Here is a 19,961-nt window from a genome sequence, read left to right on the forward strand (position 1 = left end):
GAGGGATCGTTCCCCTCCACCCCGGCGTCGGTCGTCGGGGGTGCGTCAGCCTCAGACGTCCGCGGCCTGCGCCGTGAGCGCCCGCTCGACGCCCGCCAGGTTCTCGACGACCAGGCGGCGCAGCGCCGGGGCCGCGTCGGCGTGGGCGTCGAGCCAGGCCTGCGTCGCGTCGCGCAGCTCCTCGTTCGCGAGCGCCGCCGGGTACAGGCCCACGACCAGCGTCTCGGCGATGTGGTAGCTCCGCTCGGCCCACAGCGTGGTCAGCGAGGAGAAGTACCGCTCGACGAGCGGCGCGAGGACGGCCGGGTCGTTGACGTGCTGGAAGCCCTGCGTCGTGGCCCGCACGATCGCGTTGGGGGCCTCGTCCGACTCGACGAGCGAGGCGAACGCCGCGACCTTGGCCTCGGTCGTGGGGGTCGTCGCGGTCGCGCGCGCGGCCGACTGCTGGCCCGTCGCCGTGCGGTCCTGCGCGAGCGCGGCGTCGACCTCGGCCTGGTCCGCACGGCCCAGGAGGACGAGGCCCTCGAGGATCTCCCAGCGCAGGTCGGTGTCGATCTCCAGCCCCTCCAGGGCCGACGAACCGTCGAGCAGCCCGCGCAGCACGTCGGCGTGCGCAGGCGTCGAGGCCAGGTGCGCGAAGAACTTCACGAACTGGAACTGGGCGTCGGTGCCGGCCTGCGCGGACTGCGCGAGGCGCCACAGCTCGTCGCCGACGACGGCGAGCGTCGCGGCCTGCCTGCCCGGTGCGACGTACGACTTCGCGGCCAGCGCGAGCTGGTTGAGCGTGGTGCGGATGGTCGTGGACTCGGTCTCGCGGGCGATGTTGCCCAGGACCAGGCGCACGTACTCTCTCGCCGGGGTCTCGCCGTCGCGCGTCGCGTCCCAGACCGAGCCCCACACGAGCGAGCGTGCGAGCGGGTCGGTGATGTCGGCGAGGTGCTCGACGGCGACCTCGAGCGAGGCGTCGTCGAGACGGATCTTGGCGTACGCCAGGTCGTCGTCGTTGAGCAGCACGAGCTGCGGCCGATCGAGGCCCGCGAGCTCGGGGACCTCGGTGCGGACGCCGTCGACGTCGATCTCGACGCGGTGCTCACGCACCAGGGCGCCGTCGACCACGTTGTAGAAGCCGATCGCGAGGCGGTGGGGACGGATCGTCGGGTAGTCGGCCGGGGCCTCCTGGAGCACCGCGAACGACACGATGCGCTGGTGCGCGTCGAGCTCGATCTCCGGGCGCAGCGTGTTGACGCCCGCGGTCTCGAGCCACAGCCGTGCCCATGAGCCGAGCTCGCGCCCGCTCGTGGCCTCGAGCTCGGTCAGCAGGTCCTTGAGCTCGGTGTTCCGGTACTCGTGCTTCTTGAAGTACTGGGCCACGCCGGCCATGAAGGCGTCGATGCCGACCCAGGCCACGAGCTGCTTGAGGACCGACCCGCCCTTGGCGTAGGTGATGCCGTCGAAGTTGACCTGCACGTCCTCGAGGTCGTTGATGGTCGCGACGATGGGGTGCGTCGAGGGGAGCTGGTCCTGGCGGTAGGCCCAGGCCTTCTCCATCGCGGCGAACGTGGTCCAGGCCTCGGTCCACTCGGTGGCCTCCGCGGTCGCGAGCGTCGAGGCCCACTCCGCGAAGGACTCGTTGAGCCACAGGTCGTTCCACCACTTCATGGTGACCAGGTCGCCGAACCACATGTGCGCGAGCTCGTGCAGGATCGTCACGACGCGGCGTTCCTTGATCGCGTCGGTGACCTTGGAACGGAAGACGTAGGTCTCGGTGAACGTGACGGCGCCCGCGTTCTCCATGGCCCCGGCGTTGAACTCGGGCACGAAGAGCTGGTCGTACTTGGCGAACGGGTACGGGTAGTCGAACTTCTCCTCGAAGAACGCGAAGCCCTGGCGGGTCTTCTCGAAGATGTAGTCCGCGTCCAGGTGGGGCGCGAGCGACTTGCGCGCGAACACGCCGAGCGGGATCACGCGGCCGTCCGAGGAGGTCAGCTCGGAGCGCTCGACCACGTACGGGCCGGCGACGATCGCGGTGATGTAGGTCGAGATGACCTGCGTGGGCTCGAACGTCCACGTCGAGGCCTCGACGGCGTCGTCGGTGGCGTGCGTCGCGGGGACGGGCTCGGGCGTGGGCGAGTTGGACACGACCTGCCACGCCGACGGCGCGGTGACCGTGAACTGGAACGTCGCCTTGAGGTCGGGCTGCTCGAACGCGGCGAACACGCGGCGCGAGTCGGGTACCTCGAACTGGCTGTAGAGGTAGACCTCGCCGTCGACCGGGTCGACGAAGCGGTGCAGGCCCTCGCCCGAGTTGGTGTAGGCGGCGTCCGCGACGATGCGGAGCTCGTTCTCGGCGGCGAGACCGTCGAGCTGGATGCGGGAGTCGGCGACGACCTGCTCGACGTCGAGCGCCTCGCCGTTGAGGACGACCTCGTGGACCGTCGGAGCGATCAGGTCGATGAAGGTGCTCGCCCCGGCGGTCGCGGCGAACCGCACCACCGTGGTCGAGCCGAACGTCGTGGGTCCCGTGGTGAGGTCGAGGGCGACCTCGTAGGAACGGACGGTGACGACACCGGCGCGCTCGGCGGCTTCGGCGCGGGTGAGGTTCTCTCCGGGCACAAACATCTCCTCAGTACGGATCGGGCTGGCCGGGTGGGCCGCGTCGATTGTCCCACGGGGACCCCCGCAGGTCGCTGCCTCTCGCGGGAACCTCGGGGAACCGGAATGTCCGGGTCGGGGTGCGTGTTGACAGGGCGGGGCTGCGGGACCGCGCCCCTGTCCGACCCTGCCCACCTGCTGAGGAGACCTGCCCCGTGACTGCTGTGACGACGTCGTACACCGTGGACGAACCGCGTGAGGGCGACGCGCCCGTGCGCACCGCCGACTTCTGGTTCGACCCGCTGTGTCCCTGGGCCTGGATGACGAGCCGGTGGATGGACGAGGTCTCGACGGTCCGCGACGTGAGCGTGCGCTGGCACGTCATGAGCCTGTCGGTCCTCAACGAGGGCCGCGAGCTGCCCGAGAAGTACCGCGACCTCATGGAGCGCGGCTGGGGCCCGGTCCGGGTCGTGGTCGCGGCGCAGCAGGAGCACGGCGACGAGGTCGTCAAGCCGCTCTACGACGCGATCGGCACGCGCCTGCACCCGGGCGGGCGCAGCGACTTCGACGCCGTGATCGCCGAGGCGCTCGCCGAGGTCGGCCTGCCCGCCTCGCTCGCCGAGCACGCGACGTCCGACCGTTACGACGCCGAGCTGCGCGCCTCGCACGCCGAGGGCATCTCGCGCGTGGGCGAGGACGTCGGGACGCCCGTGGTCGCTTTCGGCGACGTCGCGTTCTTCGGTCCGGTCGTCACGCCCGCGCCCAAGGGCGAGGACGCGGGGCGGCTGTGGGACGGGTGCGTCCTGGTCGCCTCGACGCCCGGCTTCTTCGAGCTCAAGCGCACGCGCACGCAGGGGCCGGTCTTCGACTGACCCCAGGCTGCCGCCCGACGGCGCGTCCCCGGCTCCGGCCGAGGGGCGCGCCGTCGTCGTCCCCGCCCGTCCTGCCCGACGGCGTCACCCGCCCCCGCGCGAGGGCGCACCGGTCCCGTGCGCGGTCGTGCGTCGGGTGGGCGGACCGGACGTGCGACCGGGCGCCGGACCGGGCGCCGGACCGGGCGTGGAAGGATCGACGGCATGGTTCCCTGGAAGCACCTCGTCGACGACGCCCCCGACCTCGCCGCGCGCGTGCGCTCCCGCTTCGAGGCGGCAGGGCAGCACGTCCTGGCGACCCGCACGCTCACGGGATCGCCGCGGGTCAGCGGCACCGAGGTCGGTTTCTGGGGCGACGAGGTGTGGGTCGGTTCGACGTCCCGCTCGGGCAAGTCGATGGACCTGCTCGTCGACCCCCGGTGCGTTCTGCACTCCAACCCGGGGGACGGGTCCCGGACCCAGGGGGACGTCCAGGTCGACGCGACGGTTCGCGCCCTCGCCAAGGACGCCCCGCGCAGGGCCGAGGTCCTCGCCGCAGCAGGTCGGACCGAGCCGTTCCAGCTCTTCTGGCTCGACCTCGTCCGGGTCCGCCTGACCACGGTCGTGGACGACGCGACGCGTGTGGAGACCTGGCGCCCGGGCACCGGGGTGCACGTCGACGTGCACCCGACCTGAGCGGGTCTCCGGGGCGGGGCCAGCAGCGGCTTGCCGGACCTCCGGTGTGGTGCATACGGGACTGATCGGACAGCCCTGTAGTTCGACCGACGCCCGGAGGCCGTGCAATGCTGCGTACTTCTGCCCCGGATCTGCGGGGCCCCCGTCCTCAGAGGAGCTGTGATGTCCGGCAACGCCCCCGTGCCTCCGCCGCCCCCGCACTCCGAGCCTGCCCAGCAGCCTCCGGTCTTCCAACCCCGGGCCCAGCGGCCCACGCCGCCGCCCTCAGCCCAGGACCAGCAGGCCACGGCGTACCAGCAGGCGCAGCCGGCTCACCCGGCCTACGGTCAGGACCAGCAGGCCACGGCGTACCAGCCCGTGCAGCCGGCTCACCCGGCCTACGGTCAGGACCAGCAGGCCACGGCGTACCAGCCGGCGCAGCCCGCGTACCAGCCTCCGGCCTACCAGCAGCCCGCGTACCAGCCGCCGCCGCCCGCGTTCGCGCCCGGCTCCGGCCAGCAGCCCGGCTACGCGGCGCCGCAGCAGCCTGCGCCGCAGCAGCCGGCGCCGCAGCAGCAGTACGCCGCGCAGCAGCCTGCGCCTCAGCAGTACGCGCCCCAGCCGCAGTACGCGCCCCAGCAGGCCTACCAGCCCGCGTACACCGAGCAGCCGCAGCCGGCCCCCCCAGGGGGCTCGGGCAGCGGCCAGGGCGGTCGGCCAGGCAAGAGCAGGCGCGGCCTCAGCCCCGGGTGGATCGCCTTCATCGCGGTCGACGTGATCCTGGTCGGGATCGTGATCGCGTTCGCGATCAACCTCGCAGGCGGCAGCGACGGAGCTCCTCCGTCCGAGGGGCCCGGCACGTCGGCCGAGGCGCCCGCGGCCGAGCAGCCCGAGGCGCCCGCCGAGGAGCCAGGTCCCGCCGTGATCACGGGGGAGTCCGTGACCAGCCCCAGCAAGAACATCACGTGCACGATCAGCGAGGACGGCGTCTCGTGCGGCATCGCCGAGCTCGCGACGCAGCCTGCCGCGGTCGACGGGTGCAAGGGGACCAAGGGGTACGTCGCGACGCTCACGGGCGACGGCGTCGACATCCCCTGCGTGCCCTCGGCGGACCAGCCCAAGAAGGCCGGCAACGACGTCCCGGTGCTTGAGTACGACCAGTCCAAGGAGGTCGGCTCCTACTCCTGCACGAGCTCCAAGACCGGCATGCGCTGCACCGACAGCGAGACGGGTAAGGGGTTCAACCTGGCGAAGGCCGGGCTGTCCTCCTTCTGAGCCGGACGCCGTGGGCGGTGCTCGCCGCCCCGTGCCCGGCTCGGACGTCCCCGTGACACGCTGCCCCGGTCCCCCTGGCGGGGACCGGGGCAGCGTCATGTCCGCGTCACCAGATGCGGACGCGGTCCTCCGGGGCGAGGTACAGCGCGTCGGAGTCGCTCACGTCGTAGGCCTCGTAGAACTCGTCCACGTTGCGCACCACGCCGTTGCAGCGGAACTCGTTCGGGGAGTGCGGGTCGGTCGCGAGACGGCGCACGACCTCCTCGTCACGTCCCTTCGCCTGCCACACCTGCGCCCAGCCGAGGAACACGCGCTCGATGCCCGTCAGGCCGTCGATCACCGGCGCCTCGGACAGGGGCCGGCCCAGCGCGATGCGGTACGCCTTGAGCGCGATCGACAGACCGCCCAGGTCGCCGATGTTCTCCCCGATCGTCAGGGCGCCGTTGACGTGCGGGCCGTCCGCCGGGAGCTGTGCGGGGCGGAACGCGTCGTACTGGGCGATGAGCGCCTTGGTGCGGACCTCGAACTCGGCCCGGTCCTGCGGTGTCCACCAGTCCTCGAGGCGACCGTCGCCGTCGTACTTGGACCCCTGGTCGTCGAACCCGTGGCCGATCTCGTGGCCGATCACGGCCCCGATCCCGCCGTAGTTGACCGCGTCCTCGGCGTCCGGGTCGAAGAACGGCGGCTGGAGGATCGCCGCGGGGAACACGATCTCGTTCATGCCCGGGTTGTAGTAGGCGTTGACCGTCTGCGGGGTCATGAACCACTCGTCGCGGTCGAGCGGCTTGCCGATCTTGCCCAGCTCGCGGTCCTGGTCGAACGCGTTGGAGCGGCGCACGTTGCCCAGCAGGTCGTCGGCCTCGATCACGAGAGCCGAGTAGTCGCGCCACGTGACCGGGTACCCGATCTTGGGCGTGAACGCCTCGAGCTTGGCGAGCGCCTTGACCTTGGTCTCCTCCGTCATCCAGTCCAGCCCCTGGATGGACTCGCGGTACGCCGCGACGAGGTGCGCGACGAGCTCCTCCATGCGCGCCTTGTGGGTCGGCGGGAAGTGCCGCTCGACGTACACCGCGCCCACGGCCTCGCCCAGCGCGCCCTCGACGAGGGAGACGCCGCGCTTCCAGCGCTCGCGGACCTCCTGCGCACCGGAGAGCGTGCGGCCGTAGAAGTCGAAGTTGGCCTCGACCAGCTCGTCCGTGAGGTACGGGGCCCGCGCCGAGACCAGGTGGTACACCGCCCACAGCTTCCAGTCCTCGACCGGGAGCGACTGCCACAGCTCGGCGAACCCGGCCGCGAAGCCCGGCTCGCGGACCACGAGGTGGTCGAGCGACCCCTCGGGCGCACCCAGGGCCAGGACCCACGCGTGCCAGTCGAAGCCCGGTGCCGACTCGGCGAGCGCACCCAGCGTCATGGGGTTGTACGTGAGGTCGGCGTCGCGGTCGCGCACGACGTCCCAGTGGTGCGTCGCGAGCTGCGTCTCGAGGGCCATGACCCGCTCGGCGGCGTCCTCGGGCGACGCCCCCCAGGTGTCCGCGGTGACGCCCGCGAGCGTGAGCATGCGCGCGACGTGCGGGACGTACCTGGCGCGGATCTCGGCGTACTGCTCCTCGCGGTAGTACGCCTCGTCAGGCAGCCCCAGGCCGCCCTGGTACAGGTAGGCGACGTACTTCTCGGGGTCCTTCGCGTCGTTGTCGACCCAGAACCCGAACGCGCCGGCACCGCCCGTGCGCTGCAGCGCTCCGAGCGCGCCCGTCAGCTCGGCCTGGTTCGTCGCGGCAGCGAGCAGCGCGAGGTCCGGGGCGAGCGGGGTGACTCCGCGCGCCTCGATCGACTCGGTGTCCATGAAGCTCGCGAACAGCGCGCCGATCTGCGCCTGGACGCCCGTGGCGTTCCCGGCCTCGACCGCGGCCGCGGCGTCCTTGATGATCTCGCGCACGTGCTCCTCGGCCTGGTCGTGCAGCGCGCGGAACGCGCCGTCCATGGACCGGTCGGCGGGGATCTCGTGCGTCTCGAGCCAGCGCCCGTTGACGTGCCGGTACAGGTCGTCCTGCGGACGGACGGCCGGGTCGAGCGCTGACAGGTCGATGCCGGAGGTCACCGTTCCTGCGGCGCCCGCAGCGGTCAGGTCTCCGCCTGCGACGGATGATGTGGTCTGTGTCATGCGTCTCAGGTTATGCGAGCGTGCACGCATCCGGGAGCGGCGTCGGGGATGATGGGGGCATGCGCGTTCACATTGCAGCGGACCACGCGGGGTACGAGCTCAAGGCTCACCTCGTCACGCACCTCGAGAGCTCGGGCCACGACGTCGTGGACCACGGCGCCCACGAGTACGACGCCCTCGACGACTACCCGTCGTTCTGCATCGCGGCCGGCGAGGCCGTCGTCGCGGAGCCGGGGAGCCTGGGCGTCGTGATCGGCGGCTCGGGCAACGGCGAGCAGATCGCGGCCAACAAGGTCGACGGCGTGCGTGCAGCGCTGGCCTGGAACCTCGACACCGCGAGGCTGGCCCGGCAGCACAACGACGCCAACGTCATCTCGGTCGGCGGGCGTCAGCACACGGTCGAGGAGGCGACGTCGTTCGTCGACGCGTTCCTCGCGGAGCCCTTCAGCGGTGACGAGCGCCACCAGCGCCGCATCGACCAGCTCGCCGCCTACGAGGCGTCGCGCCACCAGGCGTGAGGTCCGTCCGCACCGTGCGCGGGCTGTTGGCGTCTTCCCGCGTGCGCGGGCTGTTGGCGTCTTCCCGCGTGCGCGGGCCGGGCGGTGCGACCCGTGCCTGAGGGCCACACCGTCCACCGCCTCGCCCGCACGTTCGCCGAGCTCTTCACGGGCCAGGTCCTGGCCGTGTCGAGCCCGCAGGGTCGGTTCACGGCCGGGGCGGCCCTGCTCGACGGCTCGCGCCTGGCCGCCTCGCGCGCCTGGGGCAAGCAGCTCTTCCTGGGCTTCGCGGACCCGTCCGTGGACCCTGCCACGCGGGCCGAGGGGCCGCGTCCCGACGACGACCTGCGCTGGCTGCGCGTCCACCTGGGCCTCTACGGGGCCTGGACGTTCGCGGGTGACGGGAGCTTCGCCGTCGTGCACGCGATCGGTGCGCCCCGCCGGCGCATCGGTGAGCGCGACTCGATCCCCGCCGGGCCGCTCGAGCCGCTCGCGACGTCGGACGAGGACTGGGCTCCTCCGCCGCCCCGCGGGGCGGTACGGGTGCGGCTGGTCGGTGAGCACGCCGTCGCGGACCTGACCGGTCCCACGGCGTGCGAGGTCGTGTCCGCCGACGAGGTGCGCGCGGTCGAGGCCCGGTTGGGGCCGGACCCGATCCGTGACGACCCCGCTCCGGCGGGCGGCCCCGACCGCTTCGTGACGGCCGTGCGACGCTCGCGCACGAGCGTCGGACAGCTCCTCATGAACCAGGACGTCATCGCGGGGGTGGGCAACATCTACCGCGCCGAGGCGCTGTTCCGTGCGGGCCTCGACCCGCTCGCTGCGGGGCGCGACGTGCCCGCCGAGACGCTGCGGGCGATCTGGGAGGACCTGGTCGTCCTCATGCGCGACGGCGCCGCGACGGGCGCGATCGTCACGACGCGCCCGCAGGACCGCCTGCCCGACGGCGCCGCGCACCCGGGCGCAGCGCCACGCCCCGGCGAGCGCGGGACCGTCCGGCAGAACACCGACGGCTCCGCCGGGGCCGTGCCGCCCGACCAGGCGTTCTACGTGTACCACCGCGACGGTCTGCCGTGCCGCGTGTGCGCGACGCCCGTGCTCATGAAGGACCTCGCCGGGCGCAAGCTCTACTGGTGCCCGACGTGCCAGCGGTGAGCCGCGCCCTCACCGGCCGCTGAGCGCGCCCTCACAGGTCGCCGGGTGCCTGGTTCGGTCGCGGCACGCCCGGGGCGTCCGCGCCGGACCGCGCACCCGGCGCGGCGCCGTCAGAACACCCAGCTCGACACCGGCGCCACGGGCCACCCGAACGCGGCGCTCGCCGGCGCGAGGGCTCCCGGACGCTGCTCGGTCACCAGCCCCGCGGTGGCCAGCGAGGCGAGCGAGACCCCGCCCAGGTACGCCGCGCCCAGCTCGCGCACGTCGAGCGACACGTCGGCGGGGTCGTCGGTGCGGTCGCACGTCGCCTCCTCGAAGGCCTGGGCCCGCAGGCGCCAGTGCCCGGCGTTGTCCGGGACGCGCTCGTCCGTGACGTGCAGGACGACGTCGACGTCGCCCGCGTACCGCCTCCCGGCGAGGGCCGCGGGCACGTCGAGCACGCGGACCCACAGGTTGTCGGCCACCCGCGCCGCCGCCGCCCGGGGGTTCACCAGGAGATGGGTGACGGCGTCGTCGACGGGGATCATGAACGGCTCGACCTCGCTCGTCAGGTCGAGATCGGTCAGGACGCCCCACAGGGCGCGCGCGGCCGCGGCGTCGAGCGCGACGACCTCTCCCGTGCTGACCGTGCCACGCGGTCCCGTGGTCTCCCACGAGAGCTTGCGTCGGAACGTCGCGTAGCCGCGCGGCTCACCGTCACGCTCGACGACGACGATGCGCTGCGACTCGCGGCCGCGGCGGAACGCCACCGGGTCGGACCACCAGGCCTCCTGGAGCTCGGGGGACTCGCGCGTGACCCAGCCGGGCCGGTTGACGCCCGTGCCGTGACCGCCCGGGTCGGCACCCGCCGCACGGTGCAGGGTGTCGACCAGCTCACCGTGCCGGGCCCGGTCCGCCTTCTCGATGCGCACGGTGTGCTCGTCGGCACCCGCGACGTCCCGCAGGGCCGCGCCCCGCGGGATGGTCAGGCGCAGGTCCTGCGCGGCCTGACCGTAGCCGAACCGCCCGTAGATCGGCGCCTCGGCCGCGAACAGCGCCGAGACGGGCTCGCCCGCGGCCAGCGCCTGGTCGAAGTGCACGTCGATCATGGCGCTGAGGATCCCGCGTCGACGGTGCTGCGGGTGCACGCCCACCCAGGTCAGACCGCTCACCGGCAGCGTCCCACCCGGCACGGGGAACTCGGCGAAGGGGTACGAGGCGTGCATGGCCGCGAGCTCGCTCACGGTGGGGACCGCGCCGTCGAGCGGGACGGCGTCGGGGTCCTCACGGTCGACGACCACCCCGAACGTGCGCGACCACGTGAGCGGAAGCGGGTGCTGGACCTGCTCGTCGAGGTCGATCTCCGAGGGGAAGGCCCAGGTGTCGACGTCGAGGACGGCACGCTTGTCCGCCTCGGTCAGGGGTGCGAGGCGGTAGCCGGTGGGCAGGGGGCGGGGCGAGCGTTCGGTCATGGACTCATCCTCCCGGGGTGGAGGGGGAGGGGCCAGGGGAATTCGTCGCGGCGCGGGAGGGGCGCGGGTACGCTCGCCCGGTGGACCAGGAGACGGACCCGGACGTCGCGCGCCGGGAGTACGCGGACGCCGTGCTGACCCTCGTCGAGTCGATCCCGCCCGGGCGGGCCATGACCTACGGGCTCGTGGCGGAGATCGTCGCGGAGTCGCTGGGCCGCGGCGGCCCGCGTCAGGTGGGCCAGGTGCTCGCGACCTCCGACGGTGACGGCCCGGGCGGCCCCGGGCTGCCGTGGTGGCGGGTCGTCAACGCCGCGGGCTCGCCCCCGGCCCACCACCTGGGGACCGCGCTGACGAACCTGCGGGCCGAGGGGTGCCCCCTGCGGCCGGGCGGCGAGCGGGTCGACCTGCGTCGAGCGGTCTGGTTCCCGGAGCCGCCGCGCTGAGTGCGGAGGCGGTGCCGTCGTGCTGCGACATCCGCTCCGCACCCGGCGACGCGGTCAGGCGAGCAGCCCTGCGACGGTGCGCACCGCCGTCGGGTCTCCCTGGACCAGGAGCGTGGTGACCGCGGTCCTGCGCCACGGCTCGAGGTCACGGGCGATCTTCTCGGCGGGGCCGACGAGCGCGACGTCCTCGACCAGCGCGGTCGGGACGGCCGCGACGGCCTGGGCCTTGCGGCCCGCGAGGTAGTGCGCCTGGATCTCGTCGCACGCGTCCGAGTAGCCGAGCCGGTCGAGCGCGTCCCGGTGGAAGTTCGCGCCCTTGGCGCCCATGCCGCCCACGTAGAGCGCGATGAAGGGCCGCACCTTGTCGGCGGCCTGCTCGACGTCGTCGGCCACCACGACCGGGACGGTCGCCGAGACCTCGAAGTCGGCTGCGGGGGAGCGCTCGGCCGAGCGCTTGGCGAAGCCCTCGTCGAGCAGCCCGCGGAACATCGGGTCCATGCGGGGGCTGTAGAACAGGGGGAGCCAGCCGTCCGCGATCTCCGCCGCGAGCGAGATGTTCTTGGGGCCCTCGGCCGCGAGGTGGACCGGGATCTCGGGGCGCAGGGGGTGCACGGTCGAGCGCAGCGCCTTGCCGAGCCCGGTCGTCCCCTCGCCCGTGAGGGGGAGCTGGTAGAACCGGCCGTCGTACGTCACGGGGCCCTGGCGGGCGATCACCTCGCGCACGATCTCGACGTACTCGCGCGTGCGGGCCAGGGGGCGGGGGTAGGGCTGGCCGTACCAGCCCTCGACGACCTGCGGGCCGGAGACGCCCAGCCCGAGGATCGCCCGCCCGCCCGAGAGGTGGTCGAGCGTCAGGGCGGCCATGGCGGTCGCGGTGGGGGTGCGTGCGGACATCTGCGCGACCGCGGTGCCGAGCCGGATGCGCGAGGTGTGCGAGCCCCACCAGGCGAGCGGGGTGAAGGCGTCCGAGCCGTAGGCCTCGGCGGTCCAGACCGAGTCGACGCCGAGGCGGTCCGCGGCGACGATCGCCTCCTGGATGCCGGGCGGGGGTCCGGCGGACCAGTAGCCGGTGTGGATGCCGATGCGCATGGCGTTCTCCTCGTGTGTTCCTCGGCGCTGAGGTGCGGACGGGTCCGCGGCCCGACGTGGGTCGAGCGAGGTTCTTAGGACCGGGAGTCCTGGGAACCGCGGCTCAATCTACCGTGCCCGACGGCGCCGCTCGCCACGGCGGACGGCTCGCGACGCGTCGGGCGCCGGCACAGGGCGCACCGGAGGAGGTCCTGGGTGCGGAGCAGCCGTCGCCGGTCAGGGCGATCCACGACGGCTGCCCCGCACCAGAGGGAGGAGGGCAGGGCTCAGATCACGTACTCGATGAGCAGGGACGGGTCCTCGGCGGGCTCGGCAGGTGCCGGGACGGGCTGCGGGACGCGGTTGCGGGCGGGGACCCCCACGGCCACCGACCCTGCGGGCACGTCCTTGACCACCACGGCGTTGGCGCCGACCTGGACGTCGTCCCCGACCCAGACCGGACCGAGGATCTTGGCCCCGGCGCCCACGACCACGCGGTCGCCCAGGGTCGGGTGCCGCTTGCCGCGCTTCATCGAGCGACCACCGAGCGTCGAGCCGTGGAAGAGCAGCACGTCGTCGCCCACGACGGCCGTCTCCCCGATGACCACGCCCATGCCGTGGTCGATGAACAGGCGCCGCCCGATCTTCGCCCCTGGGTGGATCTCCACACCCGTCGCGGCCCGGGCGACCTGGGCGATGATCCGGGCAGGCAGCCGCAGGGCAGGCTCGCGCCACATGCGGTGCGTGAGCCGGTACGTCCACACGGCGTGCAGCCCCGGGTAGATGAGCGCGACCTCGAGGCCGTTCCGCGCCGCGGGATCGCGGTGGCGGGCGGCCTCGAGGTCCTCCCTGAGAACCCTCAGGAAGCGTCGCAGGGGACTGGGAGGTCTCATCAGTCCAGCAGGTCGGCGTACAGCACGGAGGTCAGGTAGCGCTCACCGAACGACGGGATGATCACGACGATCAGCTTGCCCGCGTTCTCGGGACGCTCCGCGAGCCGCAGCGCGGCCGCGATCGCGGCGCCGGACGAGATGCCCACGAGGAGGCCCTCCTCCTTGGCGGCGCGACGCGCGTACTCGACCGCGGTCTCGGCGTTGATGTCGATGACCTCGTCGTACACGGTGGTGTCGAGGATCTCGGGGACGAAGTTCGCCCCGATGCCCTGGATCTTGTGCGGGCCGGGGGCGCCGCCGTTGAGGATCGCGGACTCCTCGGGCTCGACCGCGACGATCTGGACGCTCGGCTTGCGCTCCTTGAGGACCTGCCCGACGCCCGTGATGGTGCCACCGGTGCCGATGCCGGCCACCACGATGTCGACCTCGCCGTCCGTGTCGGCCCAGATCTCCTCGGCCGTGGTGGCGCGGTGGATCGCAGGGTTGGCCTCGTTGGCGAACTGGCGGGCCAGGATGGCGCCCGGGCGCTCGGCCACGATCTCGTCGGCCTTGTTGACGGCGCCCTTCATGCCCTCGGAGCCCGGCGTGAGGATGAGCTCGGCGCCGAACGCGCGCAGCAGGGCGCGGCGCTCCTTGGACATGGTCTCGGGCATCGTGAGCACGACGTCGTAGCCGCGGGCCGCGCCGACCATGGCCAGGGCGATGCCGGTGTTGCCCGAGGTCGCCTCGACGACGGTGCCGCCCGGCTTGAGCTCACCGGAGGCCTCCGCCGCGTCGATGATCGCGACGCCGATGCGGTCCTTGACCGAGTTGGCGGGGTTGTAGAACTCGAGCTTGCCCACGACCGTGGCACCGAGGCCCTCGGTGAGCTTGTTCAGGCGGACGAGGGGCGTGTTGCCGACGAGCTTCGTGACGTCGTCGTAGATGCGTGCCATGACTTCCTCTTCATCGTTGGTGGCCTGCGGTGGAGAACCGGGACCGAGGGGGATCAGCGGGAGCTGTGCGGGGGTGGCACGGGGCTGCACCGGGCAGGCGACGCGCCACGGGGCCTGTCGTCGGGTGGAGCGCCGCCTGCGGGGAAGGGGCGCTCTAGCGACAGGTGCGACACGGACAACAGGACAGGAAGGATGCGGGGGTGCTCACCGCGGCGGAGGGGACGTGACGCGTGGTCATGGTCGCCCTCCTCGTCCTGTGTCGTCCTTGCCCGCAGTCGCGGTCCGCAGCCGTTCCGGCGCGGCGCCCTGCGGAGTCATGGTGCCTGGCCCGAGGCTATCGGCCCGTGCAGTGCGCTGCAATGCCGTCTCATCCTGGTCGCCAGGTCGTGCCGCCCCTGCCCGAGGTGCGGCCGCGCCCGGCGGGGAGGCGAGGGGGCGGGGTGAGACGGGGCGAGGGGCGGGACCCTGGAAAGGGGGCATGTCGACCTAACGTCACGAGGCCGACATCTCTTCCCGCGCGAGGGGCCGGCTGTCCTCCCGCCGGAGCCCGGCTGCGGCCGCGCGGACAGGTTGTCCGGCAGGTTCGTCGAGCGAAGACGACGACGGCGGCCCCGGAGAACCAGGGCCGCCGTCGTGCTGCGGAGCGGATGACGGGAATCGAACCCGCGTGATCAGTTTGGAAGACTGAGGCTCTACCATTGAGCTACATCCGCGCAGAGGAACCCCACCGTGGTGGCGAGGGCTGCGGCGCTACCTTAGCAAAGGTCGGGCCGGTCGCGGGACTCGGCACCTGGTAGGCGCTCCCGCAGGTCGACGACGTCGCCCGACGGCCGGGCGGTGCACCCGACGCGGCGCGGAACCCCGTACACTGAGCCGTTGCCGGTGGTCCACGGCGGGTCCTTCCCCGTGCTTCCACCGCTCGTCGCCCCCGGGCGGCGTCTCCTTCGGGGTGTGGCGCAGGTTGGTAGCGCGTCCGCTTTGGGAGCGGAAGGTCGCAGGTTCAAATCCTGTCACCCCGACGAGCACGAAGGCCCTCGACCTCGCACCTGCGCGGCGTCGGGGGCCTTCGGCGTCCGCCCCTCCTCCTCGCCTCGGGAGGCGTCCGCGGACCCGCGGTCACGAGGCGTGGCGTACCATGGACGGGTTGTCCGTGCGCCCTTTCCGGCGGAGGCCCTCCGAGGGTCCCGCCGCACCGCTCGAGGCGACGCGATCGACCAGACGTCAGCGTCTGCCACCGATCGATCAACGTTCGAACAGGTCCCGCTGCAACCGGCGGGACATGCACGCACCCCGTTGCCGCACGTCGGCTCCCCGATCAGTTGGAGATCATCGAAGTGAAGAGCGCCGTCGAGACCCTGGACCCCACCAAGGTCAAGTTGACCGTCGAGGTGGAGTACGACGAGCTCAAGCCGAGCATCGACCACGCCTACAAGCACATCGCGGAGCAGGTGAACGTCCCCGGTTTCCGCAAGGGCAAGATCCCCGCGCGCATCATCGACCAGCGCGTCGGTCGTGCTGCCGTGCTCGAGCACGCCATCAACGACGGCCTCTCCGGCTTCTACCGCCAGGCCGTCAACGAGACGGGCATCCGCCCGCTCGGCCAGCCCGACGTCGAGGTGACCGAGGTCCCGCTCGACGCCGAGGGCTCGCTGCACTTCACGGCCACGGTCGAGGTCCGCCCGGAGATCGAGATCCCCGCGCTCGACTCCGTGCAGCTCACGGTCGAGGCCGCAGAGGTCTCCGCCGACGACATCGCCGAGCGCCTCGACGCGCTGCGCGAGCGCTTCGGCACGCTGGTCGGCGTCGACCGTCCCGCAGCCGAGGGCGACTTCGTCGTCATCGACCTCAAGGCCGTGATCGGCGACGAGGAGATCGACTCGGTCTCCGGCATCAGCTACCAGATCGGCTCGGGCAACATGCTCGAGGGCCTCGACGAGGCGCTCACTGGCCTGTCGGCCGGCGAGACCACGACCTTCAAGGCGCCGCTCGCGGGTGGCGACCACGAGGGCAAGGAGTCCGAGGTCACCGTCACGGCCACCTCGGTCAAGCAGCGCGACCTCCCCGAGGCCGACGACGAGTTCGCCGAGCTGGCGTCCGAGTTCGACACCATCGAGGAGCTCAAGGCGGACCTGCGCGAGCAGGTCGCGAGCATCAAGACCTCGAACCAGGCCGTCGAGGCGCGTGACGCCCTGGTCAAGTACCTCGTCGAGAACACCGAGATCCCCGTTCCCCAGGGCGCCGTCGAGGCCGAGGTGCACCGCCACCTCGAGTCCGAGGGTCGTCTCGAGGACGACGCGCACCGTGCCGAGGTCGAGGTCGACGCGACCAACGCGCTCAAGAACCAGATCCTCCTCGACACGCTCGCGGAGCAGCTGAACATCAAGGTCGCCCAGAACGAGCTCCTGGACTACCTCGTCAACGCGTCGCGCCAGTACGGCATGGACCCGAACCAGTTCATCCAGTCGCTCGACCAGGGCGGTCAGATCCCCGCCATGGTCGGCGAGGTCGCCCGCTCCAAGTCGCTCGCCGTGGCCCTGCGCCAGGTCGAGGTCAAGGACACCGAGGGCAACGTCGTGGACCTGAGCGAGTTCATCGGGTCGGACGAGGAGGACGCTGCCGCTGACGCCGCGGCCGCCGCTGCCGGTGAGGACGTCACCGACATCACGGACGAAGAGGGCATCGAGGTCGTCTCCGAGGACGAGGCAGCAGCCGACAAGGCCTGACCTTCCCGGTCCCCGGCTCGGTCCCGGCACCACCCACCGAGCCCGACGACGGCCCTCACCTCCGCGCGGAGGCGGGGGCCGTCGTCGCATCCGGTCCGCGGGCGACCAGCCGCACGGTGCGGCGGCAAAGGGGCGGTGAGCGGCGCCGTCGGGCGGCAGGGGAGGCCTTCCTGCGCCGACAGCGAAAACCCCGGATATCGGGACGGTTTCCGCTCCCCGCCCGCGTTAGGGTCACAACAACGGTGAGACCGTCCACGACGGACGAACCGACCAGCCGCGACGTTCGAGCGTCGCGAGCGACGAGGGAACGACGAAGGAGATGGACGTGAGCGATCAGTTTCCGGTGGCACGAGCCGAGGGGCCGGGACTCGGCCTGAACGACTCCATCTACAACCGGCTGCTCAAGGAGCGCATCATCTGGTTGGGCTCGGAGGTGCGCGACGAGAACGCGAACGCCATCTGCGCCCAGATGATGCTGCTCGCTGCCGAGGACCCCGACAAGGACATCTGGCTCTACATCAACTCGCCCGGCGGGTCGATCACGGCCGGCATGGCGATCTACGACACCATGCAGTACATCCAGCCCGACGTCGCGACCATCGCGATGGGCATGGCGGCCTCGATGGGCCAGTTCCTGCTCTCCTCGGGCACCAAAGGCAAGCGCTACGCGACGCCCCACGCCCGCGTCATGATGCACCAGCCCTCGGGCGGCATCGGCGGCACGGCGACCGACGTGCGCATCAACGCGCAGCTCATCATGCACATGAAGAAGGTGCTCTCCGAGCTCACGGCCGAGCAGACCGGCCAGCCGCTCGAGAAGATCCTCAAGGACAACGACCGTGACAGCTGGTTCACGGCGCCCGAAGCCCTCGAGTACGGCTTCATCGACCACGTCGTGACGAACGCTTCGTCGGTGACGGGTGGCGGCGGCACGGCGAGCAGCTGAGCTCACCGACGACCCGGCCCCCCATCCACGATCCCACCCGAGGAGACACCTTGAGCTACGCAAGCCAGGAATCGCAGTACATCTCGACCGCTCAGCGCCTCGCGGGCGCGGGCGCCGGCGGCGGCATCGCCCTCCCGCACGGCGCGCCGTCCTCGCGCTACGTGCTCCCGCAGTTCGAGGAGCGCACGGCCTACGGCTTCAAGCGCCAGGACCCGTACACCAAGCTGTTCGAGGACCGCATCATCTTCCTGGGCGTCCAGGTCGACGACGCGTCCGCCGACGACGTCATGGCGCAGCTCCTCGTCCTGGAGAGCCAGGACCCGGACCGCGACATCATCCTCTACATCAACTCGCCCGGCGGCTCGTTCACGGCCATGACGGCGCTGTACGACACCATGCAGTACATCAAGCCGCAGATCCAGACCGTGTGCCTGGGCCAGGCGGCGTCCGCCGCGGCCGTGCTGCTCGCAGCCGGCCAGCCCGGCAAGCGCCTCGCGCTGCCCAACGCCCGCGTGCTGATCCACCAGCCCGCGATGGAGGGCGGCGGCTACGCCCAGGCCTCGGACATCGAGATCCACGCGAACGAGCTCATCCGCATGCGCGAGTGGCTCGAGGACACCCTGGCCATGCACTCGGGTCGCGACGTCGAGCAGGTCCGCTCGGACATCGAGCGCGACAAGATCCTCACCGCCAAGCAGGCCATGGAGTACGGCCTGGTCGACCAGGTCCTGGAGAGCCGCAAGCCGGTCATCCAGAACAAGCCCTGATCTCGACATTTCCTCCCGACCCACCGGGGTGCCCGGCTGACAACGGGCCCCCGGTGGTGTGCAATGGTGGGTAGGTCGGCGCGTGTCGTCCAGATCGCAGGGGCCTCAGTCCCGGCGCAGCAGCAAGACCGAGGCTAGGAGGCTGGTAGTGGCTCGGATCGGAGATGGTGCAGACCTGCTGAAGTGTTCCTTCTGCGGCAAGTCCCAGAAGCAGGTCAAGAAGCTCATCGCGGGCCCCGGCGTGTACATCTGCGACGAGTGCATCGAGCTCTGCAACGAGATCATCGAGGAAGAGCTGTCAGAAGCGGCGGAGCTCGGGCTCGTGGAGCTCCCCAAGCCCCGCGAGATCTTCGACTTCCTCGAGCAGTACATCATCGGCCAGGACGCCGCCAAGCGAGCGCTGGCCGTTGCCGTGTACAACCACTACAAGCGGATCCAGGCGGGCGAGCACACGCGCGCCACGGACGAGTCCCAGGTGGAGATCGCCAAGTCGAACATCCTGCTGATCGGCCCCACGGGCACCGGCAAGACGTACCTGGCGCAGACGCTCGCGAAGATGCTCAACGTGCCGTTCGCGATCGCGGACGCCACGGCGCTCACGGAGGCCGGGTACGTCGGTGAGGACGTGGAGAACATCCTCCTCAAGCTCATCCAGGCCGCTGACTACGACGTCAAGAAGGCCGAGACGGGCATCATCTACATCGACGAGGTCGACAAGGTCGCCCGCAAGTCGGAGAACCCCTCGATCACGCGAGACGTGTCGGGCGAGGGCGTGCAGCAGGCCCTGCTGAAGATCATCGAGGGCACCACGGCCTCGGTGCCGCCGCAGGGCGGGCGCAAGCACCCGCACCAGGAGTTCATCCAGATCGACACGACCAACGTGCTGTTCATCGTGGCAGGCGCGTTCGCGGGGCTCGACGAGATCGTCGCGACCCGCTCGCGCAAGCGCGGGGTCGGGTTCGGCGCCCCCATGGACACTCACGAGGAAGCGGACCTCTTCGCCGAGGTGCGACCCGAGGACCTGCAGAAGTACGGGCTCATCCCCGAGTTCATCGGGCGTCTTCCCATCATCACGTCGGTCGCCAAGCTCGACCAGGAGGCGCTCGTCCGCATCCTGACCGAGCCGCGCAACGCGCTGGTCAAGCAGTACCAGCGCATGTTCCAGATCGACGGCGTCGAGCTCGAGTTCGAGGACGACGCGATCAGCGCCATCGCGGACCAGGCCCTCCTGCGGGGGACCGGTGCCCGCGGGCTCCGGGCCATCATGGAGGAGGTCCTCCAGCAGGCCATGTTCGACGTCCCCAGCCGGGACGACGTCGAACGCGTGGTCATCACCCGCGAGGCCGTGCTCGACAACGTGAACCCCACGCTCGTCCCGCGGGCCGCGATCAAGCGAGCACCGCGCGAGAAGAGCGCGTAGGACGCACCGACGAGGAAGGGCCCCGGAACATCGGCGGGTTCTAGCGATCCCCGCAACACCTTGAGTTTCAGGGAGTTGTGGGGATCGTGGTTTCTGGGGAGTTGAAGGC

At 71.7% G+C, this 19,961-nt stretch carries 16 protein-coding genes and 2 tRNA genes; 11 read left to right on the forward strand and 7 right to left on the reverse strand.

Annotated elements, in window-relative coordinates; translation table 11 throughout:
- Window positions 1-51: 51 nt before the first annotated feature.
- The gene (gene pepN / locus H9623_RS14190) at window positions 52-2,613 is read right to left on the reverse strand and encodes an aminopeptidase N (RefSeq protein ID WP_193720686.1); all 2,562 of its coding nucleotides are present in this window, start codon (window positions 2,611-2,613) and stop codon (window positions 52-54) included.
- Between the two features lie 203 nt (window positions 2,614-2,816).
- Here pepN and H9623_RS14195 point away from each other — a divergent pair, with 203 nt between their 5' ends.
- From H9623_RS14195 to H9623_RS14205, 3 genes are all read left to right on the forward strand, one after another.
- Complete coding sequence (locus tag H9623_RS14195; protein ID WP_407671933.1) at window positions 2,817-3,464, forward strand: mycothiol-dependent nitroreductase Rv2466c family protein; 648 nt, start codon at window positions 2,817-2,819, stop codon at window positions 3,462-3,464.
- 204 nt (window positions 3,465-3,668) lie between these two features.
- Window positions 3,669-4,139, forward strand: coding sequence for a pyridoxamine 5'-phosphate oxidase family protein (locus H9623_RS14200; protein WP_193720687.1), 471 nt, complete (start codon window positions 3,669-3,671; stop codon window positions 4,137-4,139).
- Between the two features lie 162 nt (window positions 4,140-4,301).
- Entirely contained in the window at window positions 4,302-5,393 is a 1,092-nt protein-coding gene (locus tag H9623_RS14205; RefSeq protein WP_193720688.1) for a hypothetical protein, read from the forward strand.
- A gap of 106 nt (window positions 5,394-5,499) precedes the next feature.
- Here the strand turns inward: H9623_RS14205 and H9623_RS14210 are convergent, their stop codons facing one another.
- Entirely contained in the window at window positions 5,500-7,554 is a 2,055-nt protein-coding gene (locus tag H9623_RS14210) for a M13 family metallopeptidase (RefSeq protein WP_193720689.1), read from the reverse strand.
- Window positions 7,555-7,613: 59 nt separating this feature from the next.
- Here H9623_RS14210 and H9623_RS14215 point away from each other — a divergent pair, with 59 nt between their 5' ends.
- Window positions 7,614-8,072, forward strand: coding sequence for a ribose-5-phosphate isomerase (locus tag H9623_RS14215; RefSeq protein WP_193720690.1), 459 nt, complete (start codon window positions 7,614-7,616; stop codon window positions 8,070-8,072).
- A gap of 93 nt (window positions 8,073-8,165) precedes the next feature.
- Entirely contained in the window at window positions 8,166-9,206 is a 1,041-nt protein-coding gene (locus tag H9623_RS14220; protein WP_193720691.1) for an Fpg/Nei family DNA glycosylase, read from the forward strand.
- A 110-nt stretch (window positions 9,207-9,316) separates the two neighbouring features.
- On the opposite strand, the gene H9623_RS14225 is transcribed toward H9623_RS14220, so the two are convergent.
- Window positions 9,317-10,657 carry a GNAT family N-acetyltransferase gene (locus tag H9623_RS14225; protein ID WP_193720692.1) on the reverse strand — a complete coding sequence of 447 codons (1,341 nt, stop codon included), beginning with the start codon at window positions 10,655-10,657 and terminating at the stop codon, window positions 9,317-9,319.
- 80 nt (window positions 10,658-10,737) lie between these two features.
- Between H9623_RS14225 and H9623_RS14230 the strand changes: the two genes are divergently transcribed.
- Entirely contained in the window at window positions 10,738-11,100 is a 363-nt protein-coding gene (locus H9623_RS14230) for an MGMT family protein (RefSeq protein ID WP_193720693.1), read from the forward strand.
- Window positions 11,101-11,154: 54 nt separating this feature from the next.
- Here H9623_RS14230 and H9623_RS14235 read toward each other — a convergent pair whose 3' ends face one another.
- From H9623_RS14235 to H9623_RS14250, 4 genes are all read right to left on the reverse strand, one after another.
- Window positions 11,155-12,189 carry an LLM class F420-dependent oxidoreductase gene (locus H9623_RS14235; protein ID WP_193720694.1) on the reverse strand — a complete coding sequence of 345 codons (1,035 nt, stop codon included), beginning with the start codon at window positions 12,187-12,189 and terminating at the stop codon, window positions 11,155-11,157.
- A gap of 266 nt (window positions 12,190-12,455) precedes the next feature.
- Window positions 12,456-13,061 (reverse strand): serine O-acetyltransferase EpsC, encoded by a 606-nt coding sequence (epsC, locus tag H9623_RS14240; protein WP_193720695.1) that lies wholly within the window; start codon window positions 13,059-13,061, stop codon window positions 12,456-12,458.
- Window positions 13,061-13,996, reverse strand: coding sequence for a cysteine synthase A (gene cysK / locus H9623_RS14245; RefSeq protein ID WP_193720696.1), 936 nt, complete (start codon window positions 13,994-13,996; stop codon window positions 13,061-13,063). The genes epsC and cysK overlap by 1 nt, the downstream gene beginning before the upstream one ends.
- A 642-nt stretch (window positions 13,997-14,638) precedes the next feature.
- A tRNA-Gly gene (locus H9623_RS14250) sits at window positions 14,639-14,709 on the reverse strand.
- A 232-nt stretch (window positions 14,710-14,941) separates the two neighbouring features.
- Here H9623_RS14250 and H9623_RS14255 point away from each other — a divergent pair.
- From H9623_RS14255 to clpX, 5 genes are all read left to right on the forward strand, one after another.
- Window positions 14,942-15,015: transfer RNA gene (locus H9623_RS14255), tRNA-Pro, on the forward strand.
- Window positions 15,016-15,330: 315 nt separating this feature from the next.
- Window positions 15,331-16,719, forward strand: coding sequence for a trigger factor (tig, locus tag H9623_RS14260; RefSeq protein ID WP_193720697.1), 1,389 nt, complete (start codon window positions 15,331-15,333; stop codon window positions 16,717-16,719).
- A 319-nt stretch (window positions 16,720-17,038) separates the two neighbouring features.
- Window positions 17,039-17,665 carry an ATP-dependent Clp protease proteolytic subunit gene (locus H9623_RS14265; protein ID WP_030150966.1) on the forward strand — a complete coding sequence of 209 codons (627 nt, stop codon included), beginning with the start codon at window positions 17,039-17,041 and terminating at the stop codon, window positions 17,663-17,665.
- A 50-nt stretch (window positions 17,666-17,715) separates the two neighbouring features.
- Entirely contained in the window at window positions 17,716-18,432 is a 717-nt protein-coding gene (locus H9623_RS14270) for an ATP-dependent Clp protease proteolytic subunit (RefSeq protein WP_227748684.1), read from the forward strand.
- 148 nt (window positions 18,433-18,580) lie between these two features.
- Window positions 18,581-19,852: an ATP-dependent Clp protease ATP-binding subunit ClpX gene (clpX, locus tag H9623_RS14275; protein WP_193720698.1), complete on the forward strand. Its 1,272-nt coding sequence runs from the start codon at window positions 18,581-18,583 to the stop codon at window positions 19,850-19,852.
- The last annotated feature ends 109 nt before the right edge of the window (window positions 19,853-19,961 follow it).

The sequence above is a fragment of the Oerskovia douganii genome (assembly GCF_015142735.1).
Taxonomy (GTDB): domain Bacteria; phylum Actinomycetota; class Actinomycetes; order Actinomycetales; family Cellulomonadaceae; genus Oerskovia; species Oerskovia douganii.